This window comes from Armatimonadota bacterium, from assembly GCA_016869025.1.
Taxonomy (GTDB): Bacteria; Sysuimicrobiota; Sysuimicrobiia; order Sysuimicrobiales; family Humicultoraceae; genus VGFA01.
Window position 1 is genome coordinate 96,759 of sequence record VGFA01000005.1, and the last position, 11,923, is coordinate 108,681.

The 11,923-nt window shown below is 66.4% G+C and carries 14 protein-coding genes; 6 read left to right on the forward strand and 8 right to left on the reverse strand.

Going from position 1 to position 11,923, the window contains the following annotated elements:
- Position 1: 1 nt before the first annotated feature.
- The 4 genes from FJX73_05105 to FJX73_05120 all read left to right on the forward strand — a co-directional run bounded on the left by FJX73_05105 (position 2) and on the right by FJX73_05120 (position 3,643).
- Positions 2–982: an AccI family restriction endonuclease gene (locus FJX73_05105; protein ID MBM3470155.1), complete on the forward strand. Its 981-nt coding sequence runs from the start codon at positions 2–4 to the stop codon at positions 980–982.
- Complete coding sequence (locus tag FJX73_05110; GenBank protein MBM3470156.1) at positions 975–2,489, forward strand: SAM-dependent methyltransferase; 1,515 nt, start codon at positions 975–977, stop codon at positions 2,487–2,489. The genes FJX73_05105 and FJX73_05110 overlap by 8 nt, the downstream gene beginning before the upstream one ends.
- 171 nt (positions 2,490–2,660) lie before the next feature.
- Entirely contained in the window at positions 2,661–3,143 is a 483-nt protein-coding gene (locus FJX73_05115; GenBank protein MBM3470157.1) for a hypothetical protein, read from the forward strand.
- A complete protein-coding gene (locus FJX73_05120) occupies positions 3,140–3,643 on the forward strand; it encodes a hypothetical protein (protein ID MBM3470158.1) in 504 nt (167 codons plus the stop codon). Before FJX73_05115 ends, FJX73_05120 begins: the two co-directional genes overlap by 4 nt.
- Positions 3,644–3,799: 156 nt before the next feature.
- Here the strand turns inward: FJX73_05120 and FJX73_05125 are convergent, their stop codons facing one another.
- Both FJX73_05125 and FJX73_05130 read right to left on the reverse strand, forming a co-directional pair.
- On the reverse strand, positions 3,800–5,215 hold the full coding sequence (locus tag FJX73_05125) for an ATP-binding protein (protein MBM3470159.1): 1,416 nt from the start codon (positions 5,213–5,215) through the stop codon (positions 3,800–3,802).
- Positions 5,216–5,291: 76 nt separating this feature from the next.
- Entirely contained in the window at positions 5,292–6,389 is a 1,098-nt protein-coding gene (locus tag FJX73_05130) for a hypothetical protein (GenBank protein ID MBM3470160.1), read from the reverse strand.
- 100 nt (positions 6,390–6,489) lie between these two features.
- Between FJX73_05130 and FJX73_05135 the strand changes: the two genes are divergently transcribed.
- Complete coding sequence (locus FJX73_05135) at positions 6,490–7,137, forward strand: 1-acyl-sn-glycerol-3-phosphate acyltransferase (protein ID MBM3470161.1); 648 nt, start codon at positions 6,490–6,492, stop codon at positions 7,135–7,137.
- A gap of 4 nt (positions 7,138–7,141) precedes the next feature.
- Here the strand turns inward: FJX73_05135 and FJX73_05140 are convergent, their stop codons facing one another.
- The 6 genes from FJX73_05140 to FJX73_05165 form a co-directional block, all read right to left on the reverse strand.
- Positions 7,142–7,558, reverse strand: coding sequence for a type II toxin-antitoxin system VapC family toxin (locus FJX73_05140; protein MBM3470162.1), 417 nt, complete (start codon positions 7,556–7,558; stop codon positions 7,142–7,144).
- Positions 7,555–7,800 carry a type II toxin-antitoxin system prevent-host-death family antitoxin gene (locus FJX73_05145; GenBank protein MBM3470163.1) on the reverse strand — a complete coding sequence of 82 codons (246 nt, stop codon included), beginning with the start codon at positions 7,798–7,800 and terminating at the stop codon, positions 7,555–7,557. The genes FJX73_05140 and FJX73_05145 overlap by 4 nt, the downstream gene beginning before the upstream one ends.
- A 98-nt stretch (positions 7,801–7,898) precedes the next feature.
- Positions 7,899–8,369, reverse strand: a complete 471-nt coding sequence (locus FJX73_05150) for a hypothetical protein (protein ID MBM3470164.1) — start codon at positions 8,367–8,369, stop codon at positions 7,899–7,901.
- A 52-nt stretch (positions 8,370–8,421) separates the two neighbouring features.
- The gene (locus FJX73_05155) at positions 8,422–9,930 is read right to left on the reverse strand and encodes a hypothetical protein (protein ID MBM3470165.1); all 1,509 of its coding nucleotides are present in this window, start codon (positions 9,928–9,930) and stop codon (positions 8,422–8,424) included.
- A 9-nt stretch (positions 9,931–9,939) separates the two neighbouring features.
- Positions 9,940–10,380, reverse strand: a complete 441-nt coding sequence (locus FJX73_05160; protein ID MBM3470166.1) for a prepilin-type N-terminal cleavage/methylation domain-containing protein — start codon at positions 10,378–10,380, stop codon at positions 9,940–9,942.
- Positions 10,377–10,817 (reverse strand): hypothetical protein, encoded by a 441-nt coding sequence (locus tag FJX73_05165; protein MBM3470167.1) that lies wholly within the window; start codon positions 10,815–10,817, stop codon positions 10,377–10,379. Before FJX73_05165 ends, FJX73_05160 begins: the two co-directional genes overlap by 4 nt.
- Before the next feature lie 149 nt (positions 10,818–10,966).
- On the opposite strand from FJX73_05165, the gene FJX73_05170 reads away from it, so the two are divergent.
- Positions 10,967–11,731 carry a hypothetical protein gene (locus FJX73_05170; protein ID MBM3470168.1) on the forward strand — a complete coding sequence of 255 codons (765 nt, stop codon included), beginning with the start codon at positions 10,967–10,969 and terminating at the stop codon, positions 11,729–11,731.
- Positions 11,732–11,923: the final 192 nt, after the last annotated feature.

Consider the following 11,923-nt stretch of genomic DNA (forward strand, 5'->3'; position numbering starts at 1 on the left):
GATGCCGCGACAAGGCCCGTTTGACGTCGCCCTGAGCGTCCCGGCAGAAGATATCGAGGTCGAGCTGCGCGGTCTCACCGTGGTTCCCTGGTCGGGGTTCCTCCTCAACCCACGGCGGCTGCGCGGGAGCGACTTCCTCATGCGCTGGTCTCAGGGACGGTGGAGCGAGGACCGCATCATAGAGGCCACGAGCGCCACTTCTGAGTTCTTCGCCCTACCCTACGGCCCGAGCAGCACAGCTCCGAACGACGACGTTCGCGAGTTCGAACTGTACTTCGAACGGCTGGAAAGGGCCGGTCTTGGAAGACTCAAGCGTCCGGACTTGCTCGTCTTCAGGGAAACGGACCGTGATGACGTCGCCGATGCAGTGGATGCCATCGGCGGTATTTCCGAACTGCCCTTCACGTCCGAAGACAACCCGCGAATCAGGGAGGTGCTCGGCCGCGCGATTCTGGCGGTCGAGTGCGAGAACAGCCTCTGGGTCGTGAAGAGAATGCCCGACTACGGTTCGGCGTTGACACCACAGCGCCGCCTAGGAGGAAAACCGGGGCTCAAGAAGGCAGCCGTTCTTCCGACCATCATACTCAAGGAAGAGGACCGTCATCCGCTGCGCGAGTGGCAGGCGGGGGCGAACATCCCCATGCATATCTGGCACATCTTCTTCGACATGGCATACGGAATCTCGCTCAACAGGGCCGAAGATCTCATCGGGGCTGGAGCCATCGAGCCTACAGCGCAGACCTTCCAGGCACCGGGCGGCGCGACCACCAAGAAGGTGATCTATAAGATCTACTACCAGCACGCGTACCTGCTGGGGGAGTCTGAACAGGAGCCCAAACCTGTGGCAGACTACATCATGGACAGGAACGGTCACATCCTGCCCTACGTGAGATTCTCGGGCGGGAAGCTGACCTTGCGCGGGGAGGCGCTGGAGGTTCTTCGTGCGGCGGCAGCGGGATCACCGCGGGGGCGCGATGGCTAGTCACCAGAAGCTCCCACCGTCCGGTCCGGCACGGGAGGCACTTCGTGAGAAGGGCCAGTTCTGGACGCCCGACTGGGTCGCCGAGGCAATGGTAGCCTACGTGCTGGGGCATGGAGCACAGTCGCTCTTCGACCCCGCCGTGGGGGCAGGGGCGTTCTTCAGGGCCGGCGTTACGGTTGCCGCAGAGATGGGCCGGAGGATACGGCTCCTCGGCACGGAGGTCGACCCGGGCGCCCTCCTGCAGGCCGAACAAGCGGGGCTGCACCAGAAGAACCTGGCTGACGTTCAGATTCGAGATTTCCTCCTGGATCCGCCTCCCGGCCCCTTCCCGGCGATAGCCGCCAACCCTCCCTACATTCGGCATCACCGACTGTCGCCCGAGGTCAAAGCAAAGGCCAAGGCGTTTGCCGAGAGGCTCATCGGAACGCCGATCGATGGACGCGCCGGGCTCCACGTCTACTTCCTCCTGCGTGCCCTGGAGCTCTTACAGCATGGCGGGAGGCTGGCGTTCATCATGCCTGCGGATACGTGCGAGGGGGTATTCGCGCCAGCGCTTTTGGGATGGATCTCCAGGCACTACCGTCTTGACGCGGTCGTGACATTCGATCCCGCCGCTACACCCTTCCCCGGCGTCGACACGAACCCGGTGGTCTTCTTGATCTCAAGGGAACCCCCCCAGCCGTCCCTCGCGTGGGCGCGTTGCCTGGTGGGGCATGCGGCATCACTGAAACGCTGGGCTCTCTCCGGGCTTCCGTGTGTCTCTTCTCCTGACCTTGAAGTTGTGTCACGCGATCTCGCGGAGGCGCTATCTACCGGGCTGACAAGGGCTCCCCAGCACGCCGGCCACAGCGGGCTGGCTTTGGCCGACGTTGCGACCGTACTCCGGGGAATCGCCACCGGTGCAAACCAGTTCTTCTTCCTGACCGCCAGGCAGGCTGCGGAACTGGGAATACCCGGGGAGTTCCTGAGGCCGGCGATCGGGAGGACGCGAGACGTGCCGGGGGATACCGTCGCCGATGACCTCATCCGGGAACTGGAGGCGAAAGGCCGACCCACCCGGCTTCTGTGCCTCGATGGGCGGCCGGTTGGGGCGTTCCCGAAGGAAGTGCAGTCCTACATAGAGCAAGGCGTGCGCATGGGGTTGCCCGAGCGACCGCTCATTGCGGGACGGAGACCATGGTACAAGATGGAAACTAGAAGGGCCCCTCCCATCCTCTTCGCGTACCTCGGCAGGCGCAATGCGCGGTTTGTATTGAACAAGGCGGGTGTCGTTCCGCTCACGGGTTTTCTCTGCGTGTATCCTCGGGAGGGAACAGCTGAATCCCTGCAGCGGCTCTGGCGGGCGCTGACGCACCCGACTACGCTGAGGAATCTCTCCCTGGTCGGGAAGTCCTATGGCTCCGGCGCAATCAAGGTGGAACCGAGGGCGCTGGAACGGCTTCCCTTCAGCCCCGAAGCCGTGGCCGAGGCGGGACTCCAGCCGCTTCTGCTCTCGCTGGGTGTGTAGCCAGGCGGTCGGGTGGTCCGCTCCTGACACCCTCACCCTGACATGACCAGATTCCCGCAGGACGATACCGCCGTGGCGGGGAAAGAACGGCCGGAGAACCAAACCGTTCGCGGTTGACAGGCTGGACGCCGCGACAACTGCCAGCATGTGGGCGCCTCTTGGGGGTGTTCCGTGAGGCGAATCCTGGGCGATGTGCTCTACGCGGCGGATCCATCGAGGCCAGACGCCAGCTACGCGTGCTACAGCGCGAAACTTGCCCGAGACCTGGGGCTGGCCGAAAGCTGGTTCCGCGACGCAATCGCGGCATGTCCCGATCTCGTGATTGCACCGTGCAAACAGGCCGGGATCACCGATGAAGACTGGTACTGCTGGGGGTGGGAGGTCTCCGTTGAGGTAGGCCCGATCGATGCCCTGCTTGTCTCAGAATCCGGGCGGATCGCCATCGTCGAGACAAAGCTGGCGTACAATCCCGAGCGGCGGCGTGCCGTCCTGGCACAGCTCCTGGACTACGCAGTTCACCTTCAAGGAATGGAGTCCGCAGAACTTGGCCCGATCCCTGAAGACATGGTGGATATGGACCAAGTGAGGGATCATCTGGACGTGGGGACTTCCTTCTGGCCGAGCACCTCGTCAATCCGTGGGATCTGGCCATGATTGACCTCTCGCTGTACCAGACCCAGAACGACGAGAAGGGGCCAAAGTACTTGATCGTCCCGACCTTGAGACAAGCATACGAGGCTGAAAAGAGGCATGTGGTGACCATCTCCGCCGCGGGGGATCCCCCGCGAACCACGGTGAAAATCGTGAGGCAGCCGCCAGAATCCCCTGATACCATCCGCCAGACGTGGCACAGAAAAGACTTCGAGGAATACATGGCAACCAGCGCCCATCTGAATCCGCCGTTCAGGGAGCTAGCGAACGAAATCCTAGGGCTCCTGGATAGACCTCCTTCTCCGCACTCCCCCTTGGTGGCTTCCTGGGGGACCGGGAGCAAACCCGCTCTCATACTCAAGCGCAACGGCAATGGCCTGATCGAGCTGTTCCCAAGGTGGGGCTCGATCAGCTTCAGAAAGGGCAAGTTCGAGGCAGCGCTTGGGCAGGACCTGGGGCAATCATACCTCCGGAACCTGGAGCAGATCTTCCCCGTCAGATGATGATGAAGTACCCGAACGTGCAGCAGGCCCAATTGAAAGACAGGGCCGCGCCGCTTGTCAGGATCCTCCCGGAGCACATCGAGGCGGCAGAGAGAAGCGGACCAAGCGGCTGAGTGGCGAGGGAACACCTCGGGAGCCACAATCACCGCCCGTTGTCTAGACCCCAGATGTCACCGTCTCCCCGCCCAGCAGCCACAGGAAGATCGCCGCTGGCACGAAGGGCATCTCCGGATCGTCGAGATCCAGATGGTCCCGGGTGACCACGATCCCCTTGCCGAAGGCCCGCCGCATCGGGGCGAGCGTGCGGCGGTCGATGCTCCGTTGGTACTTCACCTCTACAGGGACACGGCGCTTGATGGCGCCCCCACCGGCCAGGGCGTCAACCTCCCCACCGGACGCCGAGCGCCAGTAGAAGAGGGCCTGGGGCAGTGCGAACTGCTCGGCGAGAGGGCGCTCCTCGGTCCGAAACAGCGCCATCATGACCGCGTTCTCCACGAGGCCCGGTACATCCGGGATCAGCCCGACGCGCCGTACGCGTCCCGGCAGGTAGGCGAAAGCCGGGTCAACGCAGTATATCTTCTTCTCCGCGCTGGGATTCGGCCCGCCGCGATCTAGTAGGTATCTGTAGACGATCACGATGGTGAACGTCCGGGCGAGCAGGGTGGCATAGTCTTCGGCCGCGGCGCGGCTGGCGTCCATAACCTGCCCCAGGGCGGTCCAGTTCGTGCGGCTTCCCAAACTGCGCACGACCTGCTCCAGCATCCGGAACGCCCGCGCGGGCTCGCGCCCCTGCCGACCGACCTCGGCCGAGATCATGTCCCATAACATCTCAATGGTCTCATCCTGCAGGCCGCCGCCTGCCGCCTCCCATTCCACGGCGGCCGGGAATCCCCCGACCCGGAGGTACCGTTCGAATAGCGCCTGAAGCGCCGGGAGGCGCAGCCGGGCATCCAGCAGGACCTCGTGGCTCTTGCCGCTGAGGAAGTTCGCGGCACGCAGCACGGTCGGAGCCTCGATCCCGTGCAGGCCGGCGAAGTCGCTGAAGGAGAGGGGGAGCAGGATTCGGTCGTGCCCCGTCCCGGGGCCGCGCCTTCCGGGCAGCCGCTCGCTCCCGGCCTCTATGTCCAGCGAGGACGATCCCGTGAGGACCAAGGTGTCTCCCGCGGCAGGGGTATTGTCCCGCAGCCACTTCACCGCTTTTTGCCATCCGCGGATGCCGGAGACCTCATCCAGGAAGAGGCGCCAGCGCCTGATCCGGGGCCGAAACCTGCGGGCGGATTGAACGACATCGATTATGGCCTGTGGCTCTGTCTCGAGATCGAACGAATGGTAGAGAACACCGTCCTGGGATCCGTCCAGGGAGCGCTCTATCATGAGCTTGACGGCTGTGGTCTTACCGACCTGCCGGGGACCCCGGATCGTGTAGACCGCGGGCAGTGTGAGGTCCAGGTCCTCGACCAGCCTGGGCGTCCACCGGAGCCTGGCGCGTGCACGCCGCAGGAGGACGGGATCTTCGCGGATCGCGCCCGGCAAGGACCACCAAGGGTTGCTCTGGAGCAGGCGATCAATCATGGCAGAAATACCCTATCATATTGCTCGGTGTTTCCGCAATATGCGTGGATATTCCGCTGCTACAGCCCTCTCGCGTTTACCGCCCCGCGCCGAGGAGCGTCATCACCGTGCCCTTAACCCGCACACGCACGGTCCACTCCTGTTCCCACGCCACCCTTGGGTCGGTCGGCCGTGGCGGGTGCACAAGGTTCAACTCGTTCCCGTACGCGATCATGCGCACCATCGCGCCGTCCGTGCCCGCAAAGATGCCCCTGGGCACAGCGCACTGCATGGTGGTGGCAGGGAGGAGCACCCTCTCTGTTAACCAGCGCTCGATGTTCGCGGGTGACAGATAGTCGAACAGCCCCATACCCGCGTCGGGCACCTCAGATGAACTCCAGATAATGAAGTCGCTGCCTTTGGCGCCGAACGCGTTGATGAAATAGGCGCGGGCAGTCTGAATCTGCCCCCACCGCAGAGGGATGCTAGCCTGCGGATCACCCTGCGCGGACAGGGCTATCGCGGGCATCAGGTCCTGGTTTGGCCCGAGCGCGAATCGCAGTCCCGCCGGAACTCCCTCGCCGGTCACCGCGTGGTCGCCCTGCAGCGACGCTCCGTCGGGCAGCATCCGGCGGTCGCGCTCGTTGGGCCAGATCGAGTAACCGGGCTGCGCGCGAGCGCCACGCTCAGGCGCGTAGCGGCCCTGCCAGACCGTGGCCCAATCCTGAGGCGTTGCCCTTGCGAAATCCAGCACGCGAGGCTGCCCTGCGCGCACCTCAGCGCTGCATCCCCAGTAGAACAGCAATCGTCCCTTGGGCTGCTCTACCTCGCCCGGATCACGGCCTTCGGGTCCGCCGGCGGCCGGCTCGGCCCTAACCGGCTCCAGCGGAAGGCTGGCGCCCATTCGCATCGCTGCGGGGATGGTTTGAGTACCCTGCGTACCCTGGGGGCGCGCGCGTGTGTGGAGCGCTACGTCCATGTAGCGCCCGACCGCTGAGCGCGTGTTACCGAACGCGTTCTGGCCCAGACCGAACGCCCCGGCCGGCATCCCCGGGATGCCAAAGATGTTGGTTGCCACATCAATCCACAATTGCGCAACCGGCGGCCTGACCTCTTGCTGTTGCGCGCCGGCCGCGGTAGTCAGTACAAGAAGGGAGACAGCGGTGGCAAGAAGGCGGACAGATTTGCTACGCATGTTAGAACCCCCTGCCGGATCTTGACCTTCGATGCCGTGGTGATCGACACGACGGTGCAGACGCCAGAACAGATTATCGAGGTGATCGTGCGACTGGTGCGTGAGCGAACGGATGTGGGCTAACGTGTGGTACGGCTTCTGGAAGGGACTGCTGGCATCGTGCTTCTGGCTGCTCTTCGGGCTTCGGGTGGAAGGCCGTGAGCATGAGCCGGAATCGGGGCCGGTGCTGGCGGTCTGCAATCACGTCAGCGCCGTGGACCCGCCGATCGCGGGGGTGGCGCTGCACCGTCGCGCCTGGTACATGGCGAAGGAAGAGCTGCTGCGCACGCCGGTGCTGGGCCCGCTGCTGCGCTCGGTCGGTACGTTTCCCGTGCGGCGGGGCGAGGCCGACCGGCAGTCGATTCGCACCGCGCTGCAGGTCCTGGGCCGCGGCAGGGTGCTGTTGATGTTTCCCGAGGGGACGCGCAGCCCGGACGGCCGGCTGCTGTCCGCCGAGCCCGGCGCGGCGCTGCTGGCCTTGCGGACCGGCGTGGCGGTCCTGCCGATGGCCGTGGTCGGGACGCACCGTGCGATGCCCAAGGGTGCCCGCCTGCCCCGCCGCACGCCGGTTACGGTGCGCATCGGCCCGGCGATCACCGTGCCCAGGCACGAAGGCCGGATCGACCGCGCGGTGCTGGACGAGTGGGGCCGGCGGTTCATGGCGGCCATCGCCGCGCTGCTGCCGCCGGACCAACAGCCAAGGGTCTGAACGGTCAAGCGAGCTGAAGGACCCTGACGCCGATGGCGGCCGCCGCGGTGATGACCCTCTCATCCCGCGTGGCCAGCGGCAGCCCCAGCCGGGCGGCCAGTTCCAGATAGGCGGCGTCGTAGGCGGAAAGGCCATGTTGTCTGCCGAGGGGGAGGACCGAGCCGAGGATGTGGTCTACGGAGGGCTGCTCCATGACGATTGGGAGGGCGCCCAGAAGTTCGACGAAGCGTGTGCTCTGGGCCTCGGTCAGCCGCCCTCGCCGCTCGGCAGACAGCAGGACATTGGCGACTTCTAGCGGCCAGATCGCGGGGACGACGGCGGTGGTGCTCACCAATCGGTCGAGCACGGCTTCGGTATACGGTGTCGCCTCGTCCTCGAAGCACCAGGACATCGTGATGGAAGTATCGAGCGCGAACTTCATCTTGTGCGGCGGCCTTCCTCGATCAGGTCACGCAGCACGAGGGGCTTCAAGGTGATCCCCTTCCGGAACTCGCGCAGGGCGACAATCACACGGCCGGGATCCTGCCGACGACTCTCCGGGATCGGCAGCAGCATTGCCACAGGCACGCCGTGCTTGCTGATGATGAGGCCTTCTCCGCGCTGGACTTCCTCCAGGAGCCTGGCGAGATGCGTCTTTGCCTCATACGATCCGACCGTTCGCATAACACCCATTCCACGAGTTCAACTAGTCTAGGACTAGTCTATTTGATTCCCCGGATACAGTCAAGGCCAGTCTCTCCCGCGATCAGAACCCGGTTTCCTCAGAAGCAGGTGGGTGAGGCGCGGAGGTCTTCCTCCCAGCGGAGCACGGTTACCTTGAGCGGGGTTCCGTAGAGCGGCGAAGCCCCCCCGTAGGTGATGTCCACCTCGGAGCGGAGCGTGCGTGTCTGCAGGACCGTGAAGGTGGCGTCGGGGTTGTAGCGTCGGATCTCTCCGGTGGCCAGCACGCACCAGCGGCGGGCGGCGACGTTCCCTGAGCAGTTCAGCAGGCAGGTACGTGAGGTAACGTACCAAGATCGCTGGTCGGGCGTGACCGGGTAGTTCGTGTACGCGATCGGGCCGGCGTCTTTGTTGGCCTTCAGCAAGTAGATCTGGTGCTCGATGGCGGCCTGCGCCAGGTAGGTCGCGGATGTGTCCCACTGTACCAGCCGGCCCATCTCGAGGTCGGCGACGACCAACTGAGCAATTCCCCCCACGATGAGCGCCACGATCAGGGTGACGATGATCGCCATGATCAGGGCGACGCCTTCCTGGCCCGATCGGCAACGCGCCCCGGCCGGGGAACTACGGGGCCTGGCGGTAGGCGCGTGAGGTGAGGACAAGGTCCGCGACCTCCCCTGTGGGATCCATGGCCGTCAGCGCGATCTGCACCGACCTGACCAGGGCGGCGGCAGGGCCTGGCGCCGCCGGGCACGCGATCGCGCCGCTCGCGGCGTCGAAGCACTGGACGCTCATCGCGCGGAACGGGCCGGCCAGGGGCTGCCAGACACCCGGAGAGGGCGCCGCTTCCTCGGCGGCCAGCGTTGTCGTCGGTTCAGGATCGGCGACGCGAAGCCTGACGATCAGGTGGCGGTGACGGTGGTTCTGAGGAGAGGCGGCCGTGGCGCCGTTGCCGTCCACCTGCCCGTAGTACAGGCCGGAGGAGTAGTTCACGTCCGTAGCGGTGATCATCCATGCGGGTTCGGCGGCCGTCGCCAGCCAGGCCTTGCCCCGCAGTTGAGAGCCCACCAGCGCGAATCGTCCATAGTAATCGGCGCCGCGCGTGACGACGACCGGGGCAGTGGCCAGACTGGTACCCGCGGCGGTCCAGGTCGTCACCCGCCGCAGCCGAAGCGCGGCGTTCGTGCTCTCGCCGGGCTCCAACCTGTACCCCGTCCCGGTATCACTTCGCCGGGCACTCACGCCGACCACGTGTCGAGTGCTGTTCTGCGCCGCGGGGCCATCGCTTCGGAACCCCCAGATGATCTCGGCGCTGCCGTGGGGCACGTTCTTGCTGAACTGCCGGTATCCGCTGACCGACGTCGCGTTGAACACGAACCCGTCGCCCGAGGGCGACTTCGTCCCAGTGAGGTTGTCGCGGCGCGTCCACCCGGCCAGGGTCGTGCCGTCCTCGTAGTCGAGAAAGACATGGTCCCCATTCGCCGGCGGGGAGGCGGCAGACAGATCGCCGTAGTGCAGGTAGTAGTTGTTGTCCGAGGCGCCTGCCGCGATCGGCGCCTGCAGCCGGAACCACAGGCGCACGGCGGCGGTGTTCCAGGCCGTGGGTGTCGCCGTGAAGTTGAAGTTGAAGCGGTCGAGCTCCTGCCACCGGGAGCTCGTCCAGTAGACGACGCGCACGTCATCCCCGCTTGAGAGACTCTTGCCCGCGGTGACCAGCGCCGCGTGGTCGAAGACGATCGAGACCGAGTATCCCGCGGGGACCGCGGTGCCCGCTGTCACCGTGATGCGGCGGCGGTAGGCGTAGTCGGCGCCGATGCGGTATTCGAGGTCGTTCGTCGCGGCGTTCAGCCGGTACTCCACGAAGGGGCCCGCGCCGGTGCCGTCGCCCAGGGCCGTGCGGAACCGGAGCGCCGAGGGGCTCGCGACCGCGAAGGATTGGGCAGTGCGCACCTCGCGCACCATCTTGTCCATGGCGCGGCGGGCGCTCTGGAGGACCTCGGTGTGCCGGTCCACGCGGTCCCACGACCCCCGCGCGATCGACAACACGGGCACCAGGGCCGCCAGCACCACGGTGAGCAGGGCCACCGTCGCCAGGAGTTCGGTCAGCGTCGTCCCGCGCTCGCCCCGCGCCATCGTCAGCCTCTACGGTCGCGACGTGACCTTGGTATCGAGCCGGGCCTGCTCTTCATCGGCCTCGCAGGTGCCGCTGGCGTTGGCGTCCCGGCAGGCGGTCACCGACACCGTCACGAGCGAACCGACCCCCTGCGCCGCGCTGGATGCCTCGGTCGCGATCGCCCACGTGAGGCGGCAGCCGGTCAGGTCCGCGCAGACCTCCGTCCCCGATGCCGCGCCGGCGATGTTGTTGCGGAGCCGGTTGACCAGCTCCTCGGTCTTCCGCGTGGCCGCGGCCTCCAGCCGGAGCTGGGCGTCGGAGACCTGCACCGGAGCCAGCGTGGTGGGGACCATCTGCAGCAGGGGGATCAGCGCGACCCCGATGATCGCCGCCGCCACCAGCAGCTCGATCAGCGTCACGCCGGCCTCGCCCGTGCGCGAAAACCCCATCGCCGCCGGCGGGGAACTCACGGCCCGCTCACCGCCACCCGGCCGGTGGCCGCGGTCACCTGCACGGTTGCCGACACGCCGCCGGCCGCCAGCATCAGGGTGCCGCCGGCGGTCGCGCTGCCGTCCGGGCGAAACGTGAACTGCTGTGTCCCCGTAACGCCCACCTCGGAGGGCACGACCTTGGGAAAGTCGGGCTCGGCCGGCCCGCCCTCCCGGCGAACGGCGTAGCTCGTGTACGGCCCCCCGGCCGGAGTCAACTCCAGCACGTAGTTGGCCCGCCGCCCGATCGCGAGGCGCTGGGTCAGCCGCAGGTCGGCCGCCAGTTGCCGGGCCGCGCCCCGCGCCTGGAGGGTGTCGGGAACTGCCAGGCGCGGCATGGCCACGATGACCAGCACGGCGACCACGCCGGCGACGGCCAGCGCCTCGATCAGGCTGAACCCGCGCTCACGCGCGCCCATGGCGGCGTCACGGGATGACGACCCGGCACCGGCCCGCTGGGATGCAGCCGATGCGCAGTGCCGCGATCTCCAAGGCCCTCGACGGCACGACGAGCGCGGCCGAGGTGCGGCGGGTCGTCTTCACCGAGAGCGACTAGGGCGGGGCGCAGATGCCGGCGTTTGAGTACAGCGGGCGAGATCGGATCGGAAGCCTCATCAGGGGTGTACTGGAGGCCGATGACGAGGTCCGGGCGCGCGCGCGGCTGCGGGAACAGGGGCTGTACGTCACCGCCCTCCACACCCGCAGGCGCTGGCGCCTGAACGCGCGATTCGACGACGGCGTCGGCATCGAGGACGTGGCCGCGCTCACGTTCAGCCTCTCAGGCCTGCTGAGCTCGGGCGTCCCACTGCTCCGCAGCTTCGAGATCCTTCGCGACCAGAGCGAGTCCGGCCCCATGCGGGCGCTGCTCACAGACCTGGTGGAGAGCATCCAGGCCGGCAGGAGCCTCTCTGCGGCGCTCGGCCGCCATCCCCAGGTGTTCTCTCCCCTCTACCTCGGCGTGGTTCGCACCGGCGAAGTCGCGGGCGCCCTGGACCAGGCGCTCATGCGGTTGAGCGACCACCTCGATCGCGAACTGGCGCTGCGGCAGAAGATCCGCGCCCTGCTGGTGTATCCACTGTTCGTCCTGGTGCTCGCCGTGCTGGTGGCCGGCCTCTTTGTCGTCTTCGTGGTGCCGGTGTTTGAGCGCATCTACAGATCGGCCGGCGCAAGACTCCCCCTTCCCACCACGGTGCTGATCATGCTCAGCATAACTACGCAGCCTTGCGCGCTATTCCTGTCTGGGGCTATCGTCCCTCCAGCCAGACATTCCAGTGATGGGTGCCGGGGACGCCCACGAATCCCTTCACCTCTTCCCGCAGCAAGTGCAGCGTGAAGTAGTCACCCAGCTTTATGGTGGCCGCATCCTCGTAGAACAGACGCTGTGCGCGGGCCCAGATGCCCTCCGTGTCAACATGAGGTGAGACAACTTCCCCGCCGAAATTACTGACCCACGAGGGCGAGGAAGGAGAGCCTTACGATGGCGATCAGTCTACCGAGGCCGCGTCCGCAGGTTCATCCTGAGACC

Bases quoted from the DNA above. Each gene is read 5' to 3' on its own strand.
- FJX73_05145 (MBM3470163.1), bottom strand. From the start codon at position 7,800: ATGCGAACGGTCGGATCGTATGAGGCAAAGACGCATCTCGCCAGGCTC.
- FJX73_05165 (MBM3470167.1), bottom strand. From the start codon at position 10,817: ATGGGCGCGCGTGAGCGCGGGTTCAGCCTGATCGAGGCGCTGGCCGTC.
- FJX73_05155 (MBM3470165.1), bottom strand. From the start codon at position 9,930: ATGGCGCGGGGCGAGCGCGGGACGACGCTGACCGAACTCCTGGCGACG.
- FJX73_05130 (MBM3470160.1), bottom strand. From the start codon at position 6,389: ATGCGTAGCAAATCTGTCCGCCTTCTTGCCACCGCTGTCTCCCTTCTT.
- FJX73_05140 (MBM3470162.1), bottom strand. From the start codon at position 7,558: ATGAAGTTCGCGCTCGATACTTCCATCACGATGTCCTGGTGCTTCGAG.
- FJX73_05105 (MBM3470155.1), top strand. From the start codon at position 2: ATGCCGCGACAAGGCCCGTTTGACGTCGCCCTGAGCGTCCCGGCAGAA.
- FJX73_05150 (MBM3470164.1), bottom strand. From the start codon at position 8,369: ATGGCGATCATCGTCACCCTGATCGTGGCGCTCATCGTGGGGGGAATT.
- FJX73_05110 (MBM3470156.1), top strand. From the start codon at position 975: ATGGCTAGTCACCAGAAGCTCCCACCGTCCGGTCCGGCACGGGAGGCA.
- FJX73_05125 (MBM3470159.1), bottom strand. From the start codon at position 5,215: ATGATTGATCGCCTGCTCCAGAGCAACCCTTGGTGGTCCTTGCCGGGC.
- FJX73_05170 (MBM3470168.1), top strand. From the start codon at position 10,967: ATGCCGGCGTTTGAGTACAGCGGGCGAGATCGGATCGGAAGCCTCATC.
- FJX73_05120 (MBM3470158.1), top strand. From the start codon at position 3,140: ATGATTGACCTCTCGCTGTACCAGACCCAGAACGACGAGAAGGGGCCA.